This is a genomic window from Permianibacter fluminis (assembly GCF_013179735.1).
Classification (GTDB): Bacteria; Pseudomonadota; Gammaproteobacteria; order Enterobacterales; family Permianibacteraceae; genus Permianibacter; species Permianibacter fluminis.
Genome location: NZ_JABMEG010000001.1, coordinates 1,785,905 through 1,804,138 on the forward strand (window position 1 = coordinate 1,785,905; position 18,234 = coordinate 1,804,138).

Annotated in this window: 20 protein-coding genes and 1 tRNA gene; 12 read left to right on the top strand and 9 right to left on the bottom strand. The window is 59.2% G+C overall.

Going from position 1 to position 18,234, the window contains the following annotated elements:
- Window positions 1-85: 85 nt before the first annotated feature.
- The gene (locus HPT27_RS07695; protein WP_172241279.1) at window positions 86-625 is read left to right on the top strand and encodes an acyloxyacyl hydrolase; all 540 of its coding nucleotides are present in this window, start codon (window positions 86-88) and stop codon (window positions 623-625) included.
- 36 nt (window positions 626-661) lie between these two features.
- Here the strand turns inward: HPT27_RS07695 and HPT27_RS07700 are convergent, their stop codons facing one another.
- Entirely contained in the window at window positions 662-1,288 is a 627-nt protein-coding gene (locus tag HPT27_RS07700; RefSeq protein ID WP_172241282.1) for a hypothetical protein, read from the bottom strand.
- Between the two features lie 468 nt (window positions 1,289-1,756).
- Window positions 1,757-2,206, bottom strand: a complete 450-nt coding sequence (locus HPT27_RS07705; RefSeq protein WP_172241285.1) for a YiiD C-terminal domain-containing protein — start codon at window positions 2,204-2,206, stop codon at window positions 1,757-1,759.
- Between the two features lie 221 nt (window positions 2,207-2,427).
- Between HPT27_RS07705 and coxB the strand changes: the two genes are divergently transcribed.
- Genes coxB through HPT27_RS07725 form a run of 4 tightly spaced genes read left to right on the top strand, consistent with a single transcriptional unit; the run spans window position 2,428 to window position 6,842 of the window.
- A complete protein-coding gene (gene coxB, locus HPT27_RS07710; protein WP_172241288.1) occupies window positions 2,428-3,648 on the top strand; it encodes a cytochrome c oxidase subunit II in 1,221 nt (406 codons plus the stop codon).
- Window positions 3,649-3,660: 12 nt separating this feature from the next.
- A complete protein-coding gene (ctaD, locus tag HPT27_RS07715; RefSeq protein ID WP_172241291.1) occupies window positions 3,661-5,265 on the top strand; it encodes a cytochrome c oxidase subunit I in 1,605 nt (534 codons plus the stop codon).
- A 47-nt stretch (window positions 5,266-5,312) separates the two neighbouring features.
- Window positions 5,313-5,870, top strand: coding sequence for a cytochrome c oxidase assembly protein (locus tag HPT27_RS07720; protein WP_172241294.1), 558 nt, complete (start codon window positions 5,313-5,315; stop codon window positions 5,868-5,870).
- A 57-nt stretch (window positions 5,871-5,927) separates the two neighbouring features.
- Window positions 5,928-6,842, top strand: coding sequence for a cytochrome c oxidase subunit 3 (locus HPT27_RS07725; RefSeq protein ID WP_172241297.1), 915 nt, complete (start codon window positions 5,928-5,930; stop codon window positions 6,840-6,842).
- 225 nt (window positions 6,843-7,067) lie between these two features.
- On the opposite strand, the gene HPT27_RS07730 is transcribed toward HPT27_RS07725, so the two are convergent.
- A complete protein-coding gene (locus HPT27_RS07730) occupies window positions 7,068-8,138 on the bottom strand; it encodes a trypsin-like serine protease (RefSeq protein WP_172241300.1) in 1,071 nt (356 codons plus the stop codon).
- Between the two features lie 220 nt (window positions 8,139-8,358).
- On the bottom strand, window positions 8,359-8,571 hold the full coding sequence (locus HPT27_RS07735) for a twin transmembrane helix small protein (protein WP_172241303.1): 213 nt from the start codon (window positions 8,569-8,571) through the stop codon (window positions 8,359-8,361).
- 180 nt (window positions 8,572-8,751) lie between these two features.
- Between HPT27_RS07735 and HPT27_RS07740 the strand changes: the two genes are divergently transcribed.
- The 5 genes from HPT27_RS07740 to HPT27_RS07760 are packed head-to-tail and all read left to right on the top strand — an operon-like array spanning window position 8,752 to window position 12,687.
- Complete coding sequence (locus HPT27_RS07740; RefSeq protein WP_172241306.1) at window positions 8,752-9,459, top strand: SURF1 family protein; 708 nt, start codon at window positions 8,752-8,754, stop codon at window positions 9,457-9,459.
- A 1-nt stretch (window position 9,460) separates the two neighbouring features.
- Window positions 9,461-10,093, top strand: coding sequence for a hypothetical protein (locus tag HPT27_RS07745; RefSeq protein ID WP_172241309.1), 633 nt, complete (start codon window positions 9,461-9,463; stop codon window positions 10,091-10,093).
- Between the two features lie 56 nt (window positions 10,094-10,149).
- Complete coding sequence (locus tag HPT27_RS07750) at window positions 10,150-11,145, top strand: COX15/CtaA family protein (RefSeq protein ID WP_172241312.1); 996 nt, start codon at window positions 10,150-10,152, stop codon at window positions 11,143-11,145.
- Window positions 11,142-12,047 (top strand): heme o synthase, encoded by a 906-nt coding sequence (gene cyoE / locus HPT27_RS07755; RefSeq protein ID WP_172241315.1) that lies wholly within the window; start codon window positions 11,142-11,144, stop codon window positions 12,045-12,047. Before HPT27_RS07750 ends, cyoE begins: the two co-directional genes overlap by 4 nt.
- A 4-nt stretch (window positions 12,048-12,051) precedes the next feature.
- Window positions 12,052-12,687, top strand: a complete 636-nt coding sequence (locus HPT27_RS07760) for an SCO family protein (protein WP_172241318.1) — start codon at window positions 12,052-12,054, stop codon at window positions 12,685-12,687.
- Window positions 12,688-12,711: 24 nt separating this feature from the next.
- On the opposite strand, the gene HPT27_RS07765 is transcribed toward HPT27_RS07760, so the two are convergent.
- The 3 genes from HPT27_RS07765 to HPT27_RS07775 form a co-directional block, all read right to left on the bottom strand.
- On the bottom strand, window positions 12,712-13,353 hold the full coding sequence (locus tag HPT27_RS07765; RefSeq protein WP_172241321.1) for a response regulator: 642 nt from the start codon (window positions 13,351-13,353) through the stop codon (window positions 12,712-12,714).
- Window positions 13,350-14,522 carry a sensor histidine kinase gene (locus tag HPT27_RS07770; RefSeq protein WP_172241324.1) on the bottom strand — a complete coding sequence of 391 codons (1,173 nt, stop codon included), beginning with the start codon at window positions 14,520-14,522 and terminating at the stop codon, window positions 13,350-13,352. Before HPT27_RS07770 ends, HPT27_RS07765 begins: the two co-directional genes overlap by 4 nt.
- Window positions 14,523-14,664: 142 nt before the next feature.
- Window positions 14,665-14,738, bottom strand: a tRNA-Gly gene (locus HPT27_RS07775).
- Between the two features lie 275 nt (window positions 14,739-15,013).
- On the opposite strand from HPT27_RS07775, the gene HPT27_RS07780 reads away from it, so the two are divergent.
- Both HPT27_RS07780 and HPT27_RS07785 read left to right on the top strand, forming a co-directional pair.
- Window positions 15,014-15,658, top strand: a complete 645-nt coding sequence (locus tag HPT27_RS07780; protein WP_172241327.1) for a hypothetical protein — start codon at window positions 15,014-15,016, stop codon at window positions 15,656-15,658.
- Between the two features lie 168 nt (window positions 15,659-15,826).
- The gene (locus HPT27_RS07785; RefSeq protein WP_172241330.1) at window positions 15,827-16,678 is read left to right on the top strand and encodes a 23S rRNA (adenine(2030)-N(6))-methyltransferase RlmJ; all 852 of its coding nucleotides are present in this window, start codon (window positions 15,827-15,829) and stop codon (window positions 16,676-16,678) included.
- A gap of 122 nt (window positions 16,679-16,800) precedes the next feature.
- Here HPT27_RS07785 and HPT27_RS07790 read toward each other — a convergent pair whose 3' ends face one another.
- Window positions 16,801-17,511 carry an NAD(P)H-binding protein gene (locus HPT27_RS07790; protein ID WP_172241333.1) on the bottom strand — a complete coding sequence of 237 codons (711 nt, stop codon included), beginning with the start codon at window positions 17,509-17,511 and terminating at the stop codon, window positions 16,801-16,803.
- Between the two features lie 9 nt (window positions 17,512-17,520).
- A complete protein-coding gene (locus tag HPT27_RS07795; RefSeq protein ID WP_172241336.1) occupies window positions 17,521-18,150 on the bottom strand; it encodes a TetR family transcriptional regulator in 630 nt (209 codons plus the stop codon).
- Between the last annotated feature and the right edge of the window lie 84 nt (window positions 18,151-18,234).

The following is an 18,234-nucleotide window of genomic DNA, read 5'->3' on the forward strand; positions in this document are numbered from 1 at the left end:
ACAAAAGCCGGCGTGGCGGCGTTTTCTTATGTTCGACTTGAGTGGAACGTCGATAAATGAAATTACCGATCAAACAGGAGGCAGGATGCGGCAGTTGATCACTGTGATTGTGCTGGGCCTAATGGCAAGCAAGGCGTTTGCGCTGGATGCGGTCGGAATGGTGCTCGGTAAGGGCCTTAACGATGATTTGATCCAGAGCGGCGATATCGCGTCGACCGAAATCGTCGGCTTGGATCTGCGCTGGCACACCGACTGGGCGGAGTATTTCTCCTGGGCCGAGGTTGATCAAACCTATGTCAATGTCCAGTTTGCCCATTGGTCCGGTTCCCATCTTGGTCGTCGCGAAGACATGGATGTGGCGGCACTGACGGCGCTGTGGCGCTGGCAGCATGACGACGGCTGGTTTGCTGACGCCGGAGTCGGGCTGACTCGACTGACCGATCGGGTGTACGAAGAAGTGGAGCTGGCCAGCCGCAATCAGTTCGCGCTCGATTTTGCCCTCGGTAAACAATTGGCGAAACAGTGGGAACTGTCGCTGCGTTACCGGCACTACTCAAACGGTTACACCAAGAGCCCGAATCCCGGTCTCGACGGCGCGGTGCTGTTGCTCAGTTACCGGCTCTGAGTCGGTTCGGTTCAAACCGTTTGCGTGCGGTCACCGCTAGGGCGTTGCGGGCTTGTTGGCGGTTGTGTTGGTGGTAGCGCCGGGTGCCGCGTTACTGCCGGGCTGCGCGGTCATCTGTCGCTTCAGGCTGTCATCGCTTGCCAGGGTTTGTTGTTGGCTGGCGATCTTGCGTTGCCAACCATCAATGGCGTTACCGAGCCAAGCGGTGACCGGTAGTTTGCTGCTGCTCAGCAAAGTTTGTTGCTGATATTGCGGCAGGGTTTGCCAGCGCAGCTGACGGGCACGCGCTGCCGCCGCAACATGTCGAGACTGTTCGGCGATTTGCAGTTCCAGTACCGATTGTTTGGGCGCCTGTTCTGGTAGCTGTTCGGCGCCGAGCAGGATGATGCCAGTGAAGCGGCTGCTGGCTGCGTTCGCTTCTGCCCACGCCACTTCCGCCGCATCGGCCTGTGCCAACAAAAACTGCGGCAGTTTGCCCGGTTGTTCGGGTTGGACATCGGTCGGCGCGGGTTCGCCACCGATCAGCTCTTGCACTGCGCTGAGCGTAGCCGCTTGCAGCGGCGCGGCTTTGCCGATCACGGCGTTGTCTGCGGGCTTGCTTTCCCGCGCCAGCAACCAGCAACGCCAGCCCGATCGCGCCAAACGTTCAGCCAGTTCCAGCAACGGTCCATGATGTCGATCGGCATTGCCGGCCCCGGGAAGCAGTAGCAGATCGCCGCGCCAACGTTGTTGCGGTGGCCAAACAATGACTGTCTGACGGTCGCTGCCGGAGCCAATTTGTCGTTTGCGTTCAGCGGGAAACGACTGCAGCCAGGCCGATTCCCGGTCTTCGCTTGCCGGTGCTGATGTGGCCGCGGTGGTGGCAGCCTGTGAGCCGGCGACCGGTGCGGGTGCAGAGGCTGGGACAGGCGCGGTGTTGGTTGAAGGCGCGCTGCTCGCAGGCGTTACGGATGGTTCTGCCGCCCGAGTTGCTGTGCTTAGCAGCAAGCCAAGGGCAAGTAGCGGTAGGCGGAGGCGGCTCGGGTTCATCTGCTGAGGATAGCTGGTCGAATGCCGGGCGGCGTTTGCGACCCGTTGCAGCCAGACAGTCGACGGGTCGATCACGGCAGCAAATCGGCGGCTTCTCGTCGCTCAATGCTCGGCGCGAACGGCAACATATTCGCCCAGAAACTTGGCGGCCACCTGTTCCCCTTCTTTGAGCTCCGCAGGCACCAGCAGCCGGCCGCGCCCTTTGCTGCGCAGACTGTGCAGGAACTGCTCAACGTCTTCCGGTTCCGGCAACCATGCCTCGGCAACCGGTGCCCCGGTCAGTGGCCGCAGGTAGCGGATGTCGGCGTGACGCAGCACCACCGAGGCCGGCAATTGCTGGCGCCGGCAGTAATCATGTACCAGACTCCAGCCGGCCAGCGTGGCGAAGCAGTAGATGCTGCCGGCGAACACCGTGCCATGCAAATTGCGGTTGGCATCGAATGGGCCACTAACGCGGAGTCGATTCGGTTCAGCCATCTCAACGGCCAAACCGAGAGCTTGGCTCAAGGGGATTTCCTGATGCAGCAGGGTGGTCAGTTCAGCAGCGGTCACGTCGGCCAATCCGGACAGGTCGGGCCGTCAGTATAAAGGAAGGCAAAAAACCCCGAAGATTCCCGGGGTTGGGTGTGGAGTTGGGGCCAGTCAGCCAGTAGAATTCGCAGCCTCGCAAAAGCTGCGGCTTTTTGCCGCAGGTCGCCGGCTGGGTTCGAACACGGCAGCGAGGTCTTTCGGGGTGGTGATCTCCACCCCGTCATTATGTATGGAGATGAGGCATGTCTTTTTTGAGCAAGCTCAAAGCCGGGCTCGGTTTGCTTGCACTGTCGTCGCTGACGGCCGTGTTCGCGAATGAGTCGAAGCTGAATCTGCGCGAGGGCGTGACCGAGATCAGCCGTGAAGCCTATCACTTGCACAACTGGGTTGTGATTGTGATGTTGGTCATCGCGGTCGTGGTTTTCGGTGCCATGGCCTATTCGATGTGGGCACATAGCAAGAAGAACAACCCGGTACCGGCGAAGTTTTCCCATTCGACCGCGCTGGAAATTCTCTGGACCGCCATTCCGTTCATTATCCTGATCGTGTTTGCGGTGCCGTCCACCAAGCTGCTCATGAAGCAATACGATACCGCCGAGTCCGATCTGACGATCGTGGTCAAAGGCTATCAATGGAAGTGGAAATACAGCTATCCGGATCAGGAGCTGGAGTATTTCTCGGCCCTCGCCACCCCGCGCGACACCTTCGTCAACAGCAGCGAACTGGCCAGTACGCCGATTGCAGCCATTGGCCATGTGCTTGCTGGCGGCGTAGTCGGTGCCGGCGACAAGCCGACCGAGAAGAGCGCTACCTATTTGCTGGAAGTTGACCATGAGCTGGTCATTCCGGTCGGCAAGAAAGTCCGCTTCCTGGTCACTGCCGAAGACGTTATCCACGCGTTCTGGGTGCCGGATTTCGGTATCAAGAAAGACGCTATCCCGGGCTTCATCAACGAAATCTGGGCACGGGTGGAAAAACCGGGCATCTATCGCGGTCAGTGCGCCGAGCTGTGCGGCAAGGATCATGGCTTCATGCCAATCGTTGTCCGCGCGGTTGAGCCGGCCGAATTCGACGCCTGGGTTGCCCAGAAGCAGGAAGAAAAACGCATCGCTGCCGAAGACGCCGCCAAAGCTGCCGCTTCCTCGTTCACGATGGAGCAGCTGATGGCCGATGGTGAGAAGAATTACCTCGCCCGTTGCGCCGCCTGCCACCAGCCGACAGGTCAAGGCCTGCCGCCGACCTTCCCGGCACTGGCCGGTTCGAAGATCGCAACCGGTCCGGTTGCCGGTCACCTGAATATCGTGATCAACGGCAAGGCCGGTACCGCGATGCAGGCGTTCGGTGCCCAGCTGACCGACGTCGAGATCGCTTCCATCATCACTTACGAACGCAATGCCTGGGGCAACAACACCGGTGAACTGGTGCAGCCTGCAGATGTTGCTGCGTTCAAGAACGGCAAATAAGGGGAGATGACCATGGGCGCACACGCCGCACACGATCATCACGATGATCACCACGATCACAAGCCGACCGGCATTACCCGTTGGCTGTACACCACCAACCACAAAGACATCGGTTCGATGTACCTGTGGTTCGCGTTCGCCATGTTCCTGACCGGTGGTTTCATGGCACTGCTGATTCGCGCTGAACTGTTCCAGCCGGGTCTGCAATTCTTCGAGCCGAGCTTCTTCAACCAGATGACCACGGTGCACGGTCTGGTGATGGTGTTCGGTGCGGTGATGCCGGCCTTCACCGGCCTCGCCAACTGGATGATTCCGCTGATGATTGGCGCGCCAGACATGGCCTTGCCGCGGATGAACAACTGGTCGTTCTGGATTTTGCCGGTTGCCTTCCTGATGCTCATCAGCAGCTTGTTCATGAGCGGCGGTGGCCCGAACTTCGGCTGGACGTTCTACGCCCCGCTGTCGACCACCTATGGTCCGCCGAGCACCGACTTCTTCATTTTCTCGGTGCACATCATGGGTATCAGCTCGATCATGGGCGCGATCAACGTGATCGTTACCGTGTTCAACATGCGCGCCCCGGGCATGACCCTGATGCGCATGCCGCTGTTCGTCTGGACCTGGCTCATCACCGCGTTCCTGCTGATCATGGTGATGCCGGTGTTGGCTGGCGCGGTGACCATGATGCTGACCGACCGTCACTTCGGTACCGATTTCTTCAACGCCGCTGGCGGCGGTGATCCGGTGCTGTTCCAGCACGTGTTCTGGTTCTTCGGTCACCCCGAGGTCTACATCATGATTCTGCCGAGCTTTGGTATCGCTTCGGCAATCATTCCGGCGTTTGCCCGCAAGCCGCTGTTCGGTTACGCCTCGATGGTGTACGCGACCGCGTCGATCGCCTTCCTGTCGTTCGTCGTCTGGGCGCACCACATGTTCACCACCGGCATTCCGCTCGGCGGCGAACTGTTCTTCATGTACGCGACCATGCTGATTGCCGTGCCGACTGGCGTGAAGATCTTCAACTGGGTCGCCACCATGTGGAAAGGCTCGATGACCTTCGAAGCGCCGATGCTGTTCGCGATCGCGTTCGTGGTGTTGTTCACCATCGGTGGTTTCTCGGGCGTCATGCTGGCGATGGCGCCGGTCGACTTCCAGTATCACGACACCTATTTCGTCGTTGCCCACTTCCACTACGTGCTGTTCCCGGGCGCCATCTTTGGCACCATCGCGGCGGTGTACTACTGGCTGCCGAAATGGACCGGTCACATGTACAGCGAAGGCTTGGCCAAGCTGCATTTCTGGCTCAGCATGATTTTCGTCAATCTGACGTTCTTCCCAATGCACTTCTCGGGTCTGGCCGGTATGCCGCGTCGTATTCCGGACTACAACGTCATGTTCGCGGATTTCAACATGCTGTCGTCGATCGGTGCCTTCGGCCTCGGTCTGACCCAGCTGCTGTTCCTGTGGATCATCATCAAGACCATCAAGGGCGGCCCGAAAGCGGCGGCCAAGCCGTGGGATGGTGCGCATGGTCTGGAGTGGACGGTGCCGTCGCCGGCCCCTTACCACACCTTCAGCACGCCGCCGGTGATCACTGACGAGAACGCTCACAGTTGATTGGTGTTTGTACCAACTGTTGGGACTGAAGAGATAGACAGGGCACCATGACCGAATCGAAGACTGTGCAACAACGCAACAAGCTGCTGGCGCTGAAGCTGGCGGGTGTAGCGTTTGGCATGACGGCTTTCGGCTTCGCCATGGTGCCGTTGTACGACGTGTTTTGCGATGTGTTCGGCATCAACGGCAAAACCGGCGGCAAGGCTGCTGTCTTGCAGCAGCAGGTTGATACCTCACGTACCGTGACGGTTGAATTCCTGGCCGCGGTTGATCGCGGCCTGCCGTGGGAATTCACGCCGGTGGTGAAAAAGTTGCAGGTGCATCCGGGTGAGTTGCATCACGTCAGTTTCAAAGTGCTCAACCATACCGGTGAGCGCGTGGTCAGTCAGGCGGTGCCGAGTCTGACCCCGGGGCTGGCAACGATGTATTTCAACAAGACCGAATGCTTCTGTTTCAACAATCAGCCGCTGGAAGCGCATGCCGGAGCCGAGTTGCCGATGAGCTTTATCATCGACCCGCAGTTGCCGGCCGATGTCCATACACTGACCTTGTCCTACACGCTGTACAACATTACCGACAAGCTGCAACCCGTCGCAGCAAAGTGATACGTAGCAACATGACGCAACGGCAATGACGTTGCAGGCTTCGTGAGGGAGTAAAAAATGGCTCATAACCAAGAGCACGGCGAGTACGAACATTATTACGTGCCCGCACAGAGCAAATGGCCGTTCATCGGCTCGATTGCGCTGGGTCTGATTGTGTTTGGCGCTGCCAACTTTGTGCAGCACTCGTCCGGCATCCAGAAGTTCAGCGTTGGTGCGACCAACAACTGGGGCGGCTGGATTCTGTTGGCCGGTATCGCCACGCTGCTGGTGATGCTGATTGGCTGGTGGAACCATGTCATCAAGGAATCGCTGGGCGGTCTGTACAGCAAGCAGATGGATCGCAGCTTCCGTCAGGGCATGTTCTGGTTCATCACCTCGGAAGTGATGTTCTTTGCCGCCTTCTTCGGTGCGCTGTTCTATATCCGGATGTTTGTCGTGCCGTGGCTCGGTGGTGAAGGTGCCAAGACCAGCACGCACGATGTGCTGTGGCCTGACTTCGTTAACGTCTGGCCGCTGGTAAAAACGCCGAGTGGCGAAACGACCGAAGGCATGCTGCCGTGGGGCCTGCCGCTGATCAACACGATCCTGCTGGTGACCTCGTCGATCACGTTGACCTTTGCCCACCATGCGATCAAGGAAAACAACAAGGTCAAGGCGCTGAACTGGATGTGGCCGACGCTGATTCTGGGCGCCACCTTCCTCGGTTTGCAGGCGATGGAATATCACCACGCTTACACCGAAATGGGCCTGACCCTGGGTTCTGGCGTATACGGCAGCACTTTCTTCATGCTGACCGGTTTCCATGGCATGCACGTGACGCTCGGCACCATCATGCTGACCGTGATGACCTTCCGGATTGCCGAAGGCCATTTCAAGTCGGACAAGCATTTCGCGTTCGAAGCGGCGGCCTGGTACTGGCACTTCGTTGACGTGGTCTGGATTGGTTTGTTTATTTTCGTGTACTGCCTGTAAGGGCGTTGCGCGAGAACTATAGCGAACAGGTCGATTCACGCTAGATTTGATTGGTGAAAAGACAGTTTGTGAAAAAGACAAAGGCCGGCATTGCCGGCCTTTGTCTTTGCAGAATTCGGTGAGGCAGTTAGGTCAGCTGTGCTTGGATCAGGCACTGAAGCTCAGCTAACCATCTACAAAAACAAAACGGCGGGAATCTCCCGCCGTTTTGTTTTGCTGCCGCACTTAAGATTTGCGGCGGCGCAGTGACAGGCCCAGCAGGCCGACGCCGAACAGTGCCAGCACCCCCGGTTCCGGCACCGAGTTGGCGGTGATCCAGTCGTAGTGCCAGGCGACCGAGGTGTCGGTCATGCCTTCGCCCCAGGACGAGTTCAGGCCGCAGTCGTAGTCGAAGTAAACGCAGCCGAAACTGAAACCGTAAGAAGTCACGCCAGCCAGCATGCCATTGACCAGCAAGGTGCCGCCGGAGTCGCCCGGTGCCGACCCGGCTTCATGGCTGGTTGGTCCGTTGACGTAGGCCAAGTTGCCGCCGTCGAAGTTGTAGAACAGCTGGCCCCACAGATCGTTGTCGCCAATGCCGTCGCCGTCGAGATCGTACAGGTTGTCGAAATCGGAGGTCAGCACGCCGCCACCGCTGCAGTTCCAGCCAATCATGTAGCAGAGTTCGGCATTGTCGCCGTCGAAATGGTTGCTGCCGAACACCCGCAGCAAGTTCTCGCCGTCGGCGGTGATGCCGCCGTAAATGGAGCCGGTGTCGCCCCAACCGAAGCCGCCGTAGCCAATCCGGGTGTAGTCGGTGCCAACCGCATTGCCGGTGTAGAGGTCATAGCGCTCGGCCCAGCTCGGTGCCGCTGTAGTCAACTCGATGATGGCCAAATCATTGCCATTACCGGTGTAGTCGAAGGTCCAGCCGGGATTGACCGTGACGCTGCGGAAACCGATGTCGACATGTTCGCCACCGGGACCGTCAAACTGGATGCTGTCGCTGCTGAAGTCGGGGTAGGGGGTACCGCCGCCATAAGTGACGCAGTGGGCGGCTGTCAGGATGTGGCGGCCGGATGGCAGCAAGCTGCCGGAGCAATAACGGTTGCCGAAATACTGCAGCTGCACGGTGCCAGTAAATTGGTCATCGTTCAGATCGATATAGGGCAGGGCGCCGCCAATGCCATCCGATGATGGCGCACCGACCACCACCAACGGTCGATAATCGGCCTGACTGCCGTCAACCAATCCGGCTTGAGCGGTAGCGACCACCCCCAATGCAACTGCGGCCAAGGCGTAATTAAACGGGTTCATTACTTCCTCTCCTTCGTTTGCTTTTTACGGTCGTGGAACTGCCGTCATGACGAAGCAATGTACAGACCAGCGGGTTAAGCAATTGAAATGCGAAGAAAAGGAGCGGTCGAAATTCGTACAATTCCGGAACGTGTAAAAATGGCAGACAGGTGAAACGATCAGGGTTCAGTGCCAGAGGCCAGACTGAACCGGCCAGACGGATGCCTGCTCAGTCGCCTGCTCAGCCGGCAACGCCATGCGGTACCAGAATGCCGAACTTGATCGACAGTATCAGCACCAGCAACAGCAGCGCTGACAGACCAACCCGCCAAGTCAACGAGTTGACCGTCCGCTTGCTGTCGCCCTGATCTTTGACCAGGAAAAACAGGCCGCGGAACAGTACGAACAGGATGGCCAGCAGAATGACGATAACGACAGCTTTGGCCCACCACATGGTAGTGCTCCTCGGATTGATTCGGGCCGGCAGCATAACCATCTGCCCGGTCAACGCCAAGCGCCACCCCGGTTGTTCAGCAGCACAATGGTCAACGCCAGCAGCATGCCAGATGAGCCCGGCAGGTCGCTGTGGTAAGCTTGCCGCCCGTTTTTTGGCCAGTGTCTGATACGGCTGATCATGTCGTCCTCCCGTCGTTTTTCTCTGCCGCTGTGGCCGACCGTACTGGTAACGGCCGTCCTGATATTGACGGTCAATCTCGGCTTTTGGCAGTTGCGGCGCGAAGCGGAAAAGCAGCACCTGCAGGACGTCCAGGACATGGCGCTGAGTGCGGCGCCCATTGATCTGCTGGCTGCGCTCGCCAGCGACAATCCGGCCGCGCACCGGGTGCAGGTATTGGGTGCATGGTTGGAGGCGCCGCTGCTGGTGCTGGAAAACCAGAGCCACGATGAAAAACGCGGCGCCCATCTACTGCAGTGGCTGCTGTTGAACGACAGCCGCAAATTGCTGGTTGATCGTGGCTGGCAGATTGATTCTGTGGCCCCGCCGACGGTCGCCAGCGGCGCCGCGCAGCTGCACGGTGTGCTGTACAAGCCGGGGCAACCGTGGCGTTCGCCGGTGCTTGATCTGCAGCAGCCGCTGGTGCGTATGCCGGTACTCGATTTTCAATTGCTGCGCGCCGGTGACGATCACACCCTGCCGTATCTGTTGCGGCTGGATGGCGACAGCGCCGCAGCCTTGCAACCGAACTGGCAAACCAATGGCATGACTCCGGCCAAGCATCGCGGTTATGCCGTGACCTGGTTTGCGCTCAGTGCCGCATTGTTGTTGATGTACGGCTGGTGGTTGTATCAGCCGAAAGAAAATTCCCGGAAACGTTCGAGTTAACATGACCGACCACACCCCCAACACGGCAGCATCGGCGTCGCCCGAATCGGCTGCCTCCCTGCAACTGCCACGGGCGCAAGTGCTGCGCAATCGCTGGAAACTGATCGGCATTTTGCTGGTGTTCATCCTGCCGGTTTTTTTTGCCTACGCCGGCTATTTTGGCGGCTGGTTCCAGAACTATGCCCGCAGCAATCGCGGTGAGCTGCTGACGCCGGTTCCGCAGATTGGCAACTGGCAATGGCAGTTCAACGATGGCCGCACGTTTGAAACGGGTGGCAAGTGGTGGCTGGTTTACGTGCACCGCGGTGACGCCTGTGATGCGTCTTGTCAGCTGCAGCTCTACACCTTGCAACAGACCTGGATCGGCATTGGCAAGGATCAGGATCGGGTCCGCATCGGCGCACTTGGTGTTGCGCCCGACGTCAAGCTGCCCGAACAGGCAGAACGGCTGAACGCCAGTGTCGAAGCGCTGAACCAGAATCAGGTCAGCGGGCCGGCGTATTACGTGATCGATCCGCTAGGCAATGTCGTGCTGCGCTATCTGGCACCGAGTCAGCAGCAGGATGCAATCGAGCGCAGCAAGGACATCCGCAAGGACTTCCAGAAGTTGCTGCGTTTCTCTCATATCGGTTGATATCGTTCAAATTGCTAGTTGTGGTCAACGCCCTGATTTAGCCGGACTGAATACAAATGAATGCAACGAAATACACGCGCTGGCTGGCAACGTTTGCGGCGCTGCTGGCCGTGGTGGTGGTAGGCCTGGGGGCGTGGACCCGGCTGAGTGATGCCGGCCTTGGCTGCCCGGATTGGCCGACCTGTTATGGCCACCTGAGTGTGCCGGACGAGTCGCATGAATTGCAGCGCGCAGCCGAACTGTTTCCAGAACAAACGGTTGTGGCAGCGAAAGCCTGGCCAGAAATGATCCACCGCTATTTTGCGGCAACGCTTGGCCTGTGCATCATCATCATTGCGGCGCTTGCCCTGCGTGCGCGCAAACAAGGCCATCCTTTGGTATTGCCGCTTTTTCTCGCGGCGTTGGTGTGCGTGCAAGGCGCATTCGGCGCCTGGACCGTTACCATGAAGCTGATGCCGGTGGTGGTGACGACCCATTTGCTGCTCGGTTTCACCACGCTGTCGTTATTGACGCTGCTTGCGTTGCAACTGCATGGCAAGATTACGCCGCTGCACACCACCCGCAATTTGCAACGTCATTTATTGCTGGCGGCGATACTGGTTGTGCTGCAGATTTTTCTTGGCGGCTGGACCAGTTCAAACTACGCGGCCGTGGTTTGCAACGAACTGCCGGTGTGTCAAGGCGATTGGCTGGCACAGGCAGATTTTGCCGAAGGCTTTTCGCTGCACCTCAGTGATCGCAACTACGAGTTTGGCGTGCTGTCGCCGGCTGCGCGCATCGCCATACACAGTGCGCATCGACTGGGTGCCTGGCTGGTGCTGCTTGTTGTGGGGCTGCTGGCGTTGCGGTTGTGGCGCTCGGGCGCTGACGGTCGCCGGTATGGTTCGTTGATCGGTGGCTTGCTGCTGCTGCAGATTGGCCTCGGCATTTCCAATGTTGTGTTCGGGCTGCCGCTGGCCGTTGCGGTTGCCCACAATGGTGTTGGCGCGCTGCTGTTGATCAGCGTGTTGCTGACCAATCTGGCGGCATCGCCCGCGCGGGGACAAGCATGAGCGCAGCGCCGGAAACCCCTGTCGACAATCGCGCCGGGTGGCGCGATTACTATGAGCTGACCAAGCCGCGCGTGGTAGCGTTGCTGTTGTTGACGGCGGTGATTGGCATGTTCCTCGCCATCGATACTCGCGAAGCTTGGCTGCCGGATTGGCAAGCGCTGCTGTTTGGTACGCTCGGAATCGCGCTGGCCTCGGCCAGTGCCGCGGTGGTCAATCAGGTGCTGGATCAACGCATTGACGCGATCATGGCGCGCACCCTGAACCGCCCGATTCCGCAAGGCAAGGTCGATGGCCCGCGCGCCTGGGCATTCGCGCTGCTGCTGGCCATTTTGTCGATGCTGATTCTGGCGCTGTTGGTTAACCCGCTGACTGCCGGCTTGACGTTTTTTGCCCTGATTGGATACGCCTTTATTTATACCGGCTATCTGAAGCGTGCGACCACGCAAAATATTGTCATCGGTGGTCTTTCTGGCGCCGCGCCGCCGCTGCTCGGTTGGGCAGCGGTCAGCAACAGTGTGCACCCGTATGCCTTGCTGCTGGTGCTAATTATCTTTGTCTGGACACCCCCGCATTTCTGGGCCTTGGCCATTCATCGTCGCGATGATTACGCCAAAGCCGACATCCCGATGTTACCGGTGGTATTCGGTGTCGAGTTCACCAAGACCTGCGTGCTCTGGTACACCGTGCTGTTGTTGCTGACCACGCTGCTGCCGTATCTGACCGGGATGAGCGGGCGGATTTATCTTGTTGGCAGCGTCATTCTCGGTATCTGGTTTTTGGTCCATGCCTGGAAGCTGAAATTCCGCGACAGTCCCGGTCAGGCGATGGCAACGTTCCGGTTTTCGATTGTCTACCTGATGGCGCTGTTCGTCGTGCTGTTGGTCGATCACTATTGGAGTTAACTGGATGTCGATGTATCGAAGCCGTTCCTGGTTGCTGGTCCTGGTCATCGTGCTCGCGGCCGTCACTGGCTCGTGGTTGTTGAAGCCGCTGTTCAGCAAACCCGAACCGCTGCAACTCAGCAGCGGCCAGCTCTATCCAGAACCCAAACCATTGGCGCCGTTTGCCCTGATTGACCAGAACGGTCAGCCGTTCACCAACGAGCGGCTGGTCGGGAAATGGACCTTTATCTTCTTTGGTTACACAACCTGCCCCGATATCTGTCCGACAACTTTGTCCGTGTTCGCCCAGTTTCTGAAGCAATTGCCGGCTGAACTCAAAGCCGATACCCAAGTAATCTTTGCAACGGTCGACCCGGCGCGTGACACTGTTGAGCAACTGCAGCGGTATCTACCGTTCTTTCATCCCGACCTGATCGGCCTGACTGGATTACCGATGGCCACCGATGGCTTTGCCCGGGATCTTGGCGTTGCCTATGCCGTGGTGGCGCAGGACGGTGGCGGTTATCTGATGGATCACAGCGTGCGCGTTTTTTTGGTCAACCCAAACGGCGAGCGTTTTGCGTTGTTTGCACCAGCGCCGACAGGTGGCTTTGTCGCGGCCAATTTGTCTGCGGACTACCTGTCCATTCGCCAGCATTAAGTGCCGGTATCGAATGCGCCGCATTCAAATCAGTTGAAGCTCCACCGCCTTCAACACCGCTCGCGTACGATCACGCACGCCGAGCTTGGCCAGAATGGCCGAAACATGGTTTTTTACCGTGCCTTCGGCCAGATTCAATGCTCGGGCAATTTCCTTGTTGCTGTAACCACCTGACAGCAGTCGCAGAATCTCTCGTTCCCGCTGCGATAGCGCCTCCGCAGGCGCACCGTCTCCGGCAGTCGCGCCTGCCATGGTTGCCAAACGCGCGCGTTCCTTCAGCGCTACGGGCTGATGCAATTGCTCACCGCCATGGACGGTTTCGATGGCGCTGATCAATGATTCCAGCGTGACATCCTTGAGCAAATAGCCGCGCGCACCGGCTTCGATGCTGGCCAACACCAATTCATCATCATCGAAGGTGGTCAGTATCAGGACTGGTGTCGGATTTTGCTTTGCCCGCAGTGCCTGCAAGGTGGCCAAGCCATCGCAGATGGGCATGCGTAGATCGAGCAGCAACACATCAACCTCATGGCTGTCGAGCCACTGCAGCGCTTCCTGACCGTTGCTGGCTTCAGCAAGCACCTCTACCTTCGGCGACAGCTGCAGCAGTGAACAAATGCCTTGCCGCACCAAGTGCTGGTCGTCGACCACCATCACCCGGATCATGCTGGCACCTGAGGCAGTTCCAGCCGAACCCGCAAATTGCCACGCTGATCGCGCTGCAAATCGCAATGGCCGCCGAGCTCGCTAATCCGTTCGCGCAATCCGGTCAGGCCATTGCCGGGCTGCCAATTTTCGCTGATACGGCCGTCATCACTGGCTTCCAGTATCAGTTGTCCCGCGTGAGCGGACACCTGTAACTCCAGCGATTGGGCATTGGCGTGGCGCCAGGTATTGGTGATGATTTCCTGGGTGGCGCGCAGCAGCGTTTCGGCGGTGCGGGCGTCGCTGACGGTCAACTCATCCGGAATGGCACTGATGATGTGCAGGCGCGGCGTTGATTGCAGTAGCGGCGCCAACAAAGAGTTCAGGTGCAGTGAATGTTCAGCGCGCAGATTGCTGACCGTCGCGCGGACATCAGCGAGCAGCAGCTTGACCAGTTGTCGCGCCTGCTCCTGGGTTTGTTTGGCGGTATCACCTTGTTGGTGCTGCAAAATCTCCAGTTGCAAGGCCAGTGCCGTCAGGTGATGACCCATGCTGTCGTGCAGGTCGCGAGCGATGCGCAGACGCTCGCTCTCGGTGGCGCTGGCCGCCAGCAGATTCTGGGTTGCCAGCAATTCGGCATTGCGCTGCGCCAGTTCTTCGCGAGCACGTTCGGCGACCATGGCATTGCGGGAACTGACCATGGCAAACAGGCTGAAGGTGAAATAGATGCCCGGTTCAAACCAGAAAAAGCTGTGTGGCTCAAGCTGCAGGCGAATGACGGCATTGAGCCCGAGCGCCAATGCGCTCAGCAGCATGGCCCGCGATAGCGGCAAGTAATACGGCAGCTGGCTGCTCCACATGATCAGCAGAATCTGATTCAGCGAGCGCGGCTCCAGACATTGCAGCGCCAGCACGCTGAGTCCTTCCAGACCGACGCCCAGCCACTGGGTCAGCGGTTGTGGCAGTCGCGCCGGTTTGAAAACGGCAAGCAGGAAGCCGGCAAGAAACAGCAGGTAACCGAGCACTGTCAGCCAAGCTTGGGTGGCAGGCATAACGGCGAAGCGGGCATCGCTAAGCAGCAACTCGACTGTGGTGACAATGGCCCAGGTCAGAATGCCAACCCAGAATAGCCAATCAAATGCGCGCTCGGTGGTCGCGGCTGCAGGGCAGGCTGGTGTGGTCAGGGTCATGGCAGCGCTCCGGCTCGCCCGTGGCAATGCCGGTATTGTAGCGATTGACGCGCACCGGCACCGGTGCCGAAAGTCATGATCGCGGTCATGGCCGGGCCAACGGAGGGTGAAGCGGAGGACGAACAGGTGCGCTTGAAAAAGATGGAGCGGGCGATGGGAATCGAACCCACGCTATCGGCTTGGGAAGCCGAAGTTCTACCATTGAACTACGCCCGCGAGACTGGTTTTGCCGGTTTTGCTGTTTTCGGAATTGGTGTTGCCGGTATTGCTGTCGCTCGAACGACCGGTGCTGTCATCGTCGTGACCGCGCAACGACGGGCGCCATCATATCGCGCTGTGGCAGGGCCGACAACGCATCTACCCACCAATGGTCTGGTTGCGCCGCGAATTGGTCGGCGTGGCGATTCGCGCCGGTGGCGAATGACCGCAGCCGAGGGCGACGGCTCCGGTATACTGAGCACATGAATTGAAACCGGTAGCTGGTCATGTGCATGGTTCGGACTCCGCCGCATTCCACGCAAGACGTGCTGATCGCCAACCGTTGGCGGCCGTCCTTGTCATTGCCGATGCTGTTCTCCGCAACGATGCTGCTTGCAGCGGCGACTGCCAGAGCCGAGGTTGGCGTCAGCGTGCTGGCCAATTATCGTTTCGGTGATGATTTGGCAGTCAACGGTACCCCGGTCAGCATCGATGAGGGCAACAGCGCCGCGCTGACGCTGCATTATTTCAACACCGCCAGTTCGGCCTTTGATCTGTGGTTTTCCCGCTTTGATACCGATGCCCAGACCGGTACGGTGATGACGGCCATGCGCCAGGACTCGATTCAGTTTGGCGGTCGCAAATACTGGCAGGATCAGCCGTTTCTGCCGTATGTCGGCGCCACCATCGGCATTCAGCGGCTGAGTCCCGATCTGGCGCAGCGCGAGCGGGAAACGCGACCGGCGTTCAGTCTGTTTACCGGCTTGGCATTGCCGCTGACAGAGGACTGGCAACTGCTGGCGGAAGCGCGCTGGCTCGGTACCGTGTTCAGCAGTGAAACCACGGTGCGCTGCGATGACAGCGACTGCGAATGGAAAATCAAATCCGGCACCTGGACGCAATACGAAGTGGGCATCGGTCTGACTGCGCGCTTCTAGCGCGCATCGCCTGCGACAATTTTACGAGCACGGCCGACCACAAAACCCGCCGCCTGCATTGACATGGCAGTGCGCCTGGTTAGGCAGACGCTGTAGTCAGCAACGGTAGCGGTCCGTAACGAACTCAATCGGCAACGACAGCCGTCAGCAAACGATAGTGAGAATATTATGAATTATCGCCACGGCTTTCATGCCGGTAACGTCGCCGATGTGCTCAAGCACACGGTGCTGATCTTGCTGCTGGAAGCCTTGAAACGCAAAGACAAACCGTTTCTGGTGCTGGATACCCACGCCGGTCGCGGCCTGTATGACTTGCACAGCAAAACCGGTCGGGAAACCGGCGAGTGGCAGCAGGGTATCGCGCTGCTGCAGGACTGGCCGGACGCGCCGATTGGTGTTCGCGATCTGCAGCAGTTGATGCTGCGGCTGAACAAGGATCGCGGCCAGACGGATTGGCGCTATTACCCGGGTTCGCCCGAGATCATCGCCCGCTTGCTGCGCCCCGTCGATCGGGCGGTGTGCTGCGAATTGCAGAGTGACGAAGCCAAAGCGCTGCAACTGGTGCTGGAAGGTCGGCGCCGGATCAGCGTCCGCAACGAAGACGGCTATCATGCCCTGCGGGCGCAACTGCCGCCGGTGGAAAAGCGCGGGCTGGTGCTGATCGATCCGCCCTATGAAAATGAAGCCGACAGTTGGTCCGCCATTGTGCGCGCCCTGCAGGAAGGCTATCAGCGTTTTGCCACCGGCACGTTTGCGCTGTGGTATCCCATCAAGGCCAAAATCGATGCCCGCAAGCTGCATGAAAAAATGCAGCGCACTGGCATTCGCAAAATCTGGTACAGCGAGCTGACCGTATTCAATGACGTTGCCAACGTAGGTCTCAACGGCTCGGGCATGCTGATCATCAATCCACCATTTCAAGTGCCGGAGCAGGTCGACCAGATGCTGTTGCCGCTGTGGAAAAAGATGTCGCCGCAGCAACAGGGTTACTGTGAATCCGGCTGGTTGGTGGGCGAATAAAAACTCGGACGCCTGACTAGCAGGCGACGTAGCCTGGCAATGACGTGTTTTGAATGAGATGAGTTTGTTGATGAGTCAGCGTTCTGTGTCAGCCACTGTGCCGGTCACTGCGCCGGCAGGCCTCAGCGATGCAGCAATTGCATTTCGCCCGATTGATAAATTCTGACCTGCTCGCGTTGTTCCCGGCTGGCACGCCACATGGCGTTGGCCACGCTGCTGTCGCGAATCGGTCGCCATTGCCGTGGCAGCAACGTGCCAAACAGACCGGCCAGCAGCAAACCCACCCGTTCACCGAAACGAAACTGCGAGCGCGCACCGGCCAAGAGAGATGGCCGAAAAATGCTGAGTTTGGCCAGGCCAAGCGTCATCAGCTCCGCTTCCATTTCACCTTTGACCCGGTTGTAAAACACACTGGATTTCGCATCGGCACCAAGCGCGCTGACCACCAGAAAATGACCGACGCCGGCCCGTTTGGCCTGACTGGCGGCCGTCACCACCAGCGTGTGATCCACGGCCCGAAACGCGGCCGGTGAGCCGGCGATTTTTATCGTGGTGCCCAGCGTGCAGAACACGGCATCGACGAGCAGCCATTTGCGCCAACTATCGGGATTGCTGAACTCGGCTTTGTGCTGATGCAAACGGCTATCGCCGGGCAAATCGGCGATGGGGTGTCGCAGCAGCAAATGGATTTCATGAATGTCGGGATCGGCCAGCAGCGTGGTGATCAGCGCGCGGCCAACCAGACCACTGGCACCGAACACGGCAACCCGGGTTGGCGCGGTGGCCGTGGCGCGCTCGGTGTTGAGCGCGGCGCTCGCGCTACGGGTGTTCATTCGCTTGCCTCAGCGCCACAGCCGCATCAGCGCGTCATCGAGCTGCGACCAGAACTCGGGCACCAGTGCGCGCAGACCATGTGCCTGCAACAGCGCGCACATGCGCGGCGAAGCGTTAGCCAGTTGCCAGCAACCGATCATCATGGCGTAGCCCTGATGCAGCCGCAGCAGCGCCTGATCGACGGTGAATCCCGGCAGTGCGGCAATGACCTCGGCACAGCAGGTCAGCTTTTCCGCCAGCATTTGCTTGTAGGCAAGCAGGGCTTCATCCGACGCGTTTTGTTCCAGAATCGTCGGCCCCATCACGGCCAGTGGCAGCAGAAATTCGCGGGCCTTGATCGCCGCGCTGATGCGCACGGCCACTTGTGCCGACTCGGTCAATGGTTCGGCGGCAAGCCGCGCGGCCAGATCATCGAGGCAAAGGGCAAACTGCTCGTGCAGCAGCGCCAGAAAAATTTCTTCCTTGCTGCGGAAATACAGATAGACCGTGCCCTTGGCCAAGCCGCAGGCCTCGGCCAGTTGCGCGGCAGTCGGGACGACCCGATCGCGCTGAAACAATTCGGCCGCTTTCAGCAGCAAGTGCGCTCGGCGGTCAGCTTTTTGTTCCGGCGCGCGAGCGCGTAAAAACGTGGCAGTCACAGCAGTGTCCAACAGTCGCGAGCACCGGCGGCCGGTGCCGCCGAATCAGCGCAGGGGTGCGGCGACTATAGGCAAGCCGGTCTG

Bases quoted from the DNA above. Each gene is read 5' to 3' on its own strand.
- HPT27_RS07695 (WP_172241279.1), top strand. From the start codon at position 86: ATGCGGCAGTTGATCACTGTGATTGTGCTGGGCCTAATGGCAAGCAAG.
- coxB (WP_172241288.1), top strand. From the start codon at position 2,428: ATGTCTTTTTTGAGCAAGCTCAAAGCCGGGCTCGGTTTGCTTGCACTG.
- ctaD (WP_172241291.1), top strand. From the start codon at position 3,661: ATGGGCGCACACGCCGCACACGATCATCACGATGATCACCACGATCAC.
- HPT27_RS07720 (WP_172241294.1), top strand. From the start codon at position 5,313: ATGACCGAATCGAAGACTGTGCAACAACGCAACAAGCTGCTGGCGCTG.
- HPT27_RS07725 (WP_172241297.1), top strand. From the start codon at position 5,928: ATGGCTCATAACCAAGAGCACGGCGAGTACGAACATTATTACGTGCCC.
- HPT27_RS07730 (WP_172241300.1), bottom strand. From the start codon at position 8,138: ATGAACCCGTTTAATTACGCCTTGGCCGCAGTTGCATTGGGGGTGGTC.
- HPT27_RS07735 (WP_172241303.1), bottom strand. From the start codon at position 8,571: ATGTGGTGGGCCAAAGCTGTCGTTATCGTCATTCTGCTGGCCATCCTG.
- HPT27_RS07740 (WP_172241306.1), top strand. From the start codon at position 8,752: ATGTCGTCCTCCCGTCGTTTTTCTCTGCCGCTGTGGCCGACCGTACTG.
- HPT27_RS07745 (WP_172241309.1), top strand. From the start codon at position 9,461: ATGACCGACCACACCCCCAACACGGCAGCATCGGCGTCGCCCGAATCG.
- HPT27_RS07750 (WP_172241312.1), top strand. From the start codon at position 10,150: ATGAATGCAACGAAATACACGCGCTGGCTGGCAACGTTTGCGGCGCTG.
- cyoE (WP_172241315.1), top strand. From the start codon at position 11,142: ATGAGCGCAGCGCCGGAAACCCCTGTCGACAATCGCGCCGGGTGGCGC.
- HPT27_RS07760 (WP_172241318.1), top strand. From the start codon at position 12,052: ATGTCGATGTATCGAAGCCGTTCCTGGTTGCTGGTCCTGGTCATCGTG.
- HPT27_RS07765 (WP_172241321.1), bottom strand. From the start codon at position 13,353: ATGATCCGGGTGATGGTGGTCGACGACCAGCACTTGGTGCGGCAAGGC.
- HPT27_RS07770 (WP_172241324.1), bottom strand. From the start codon at position 14,522: ATGACCCTGACCACACCAGCCTGCCCTGCAGCCGCGACCACCGAGCGC.
- HPT27_RS07780 (WP_172241327.1), top strand. From the start codon at position 15,014: ATGGTTCGGACTCCGCCGCATTCCACGCAAGACGTGCTGATCGCCAAC.
- HPT27_RS07785 (WP_172241330.1), top strand. From the start codon at position 15,827: ATGAATTATCGCCACGGCTTTCATGCCGGTAACGTCGCCGATGTGCTC.
- HPT27_RS07790 (WP_172241333.1), bottom strand. From the start codon at position 17,511: ATGAACACCCGTAGCGCGAGCGCCGCGCTCAACACCGAGCGCGCCACG.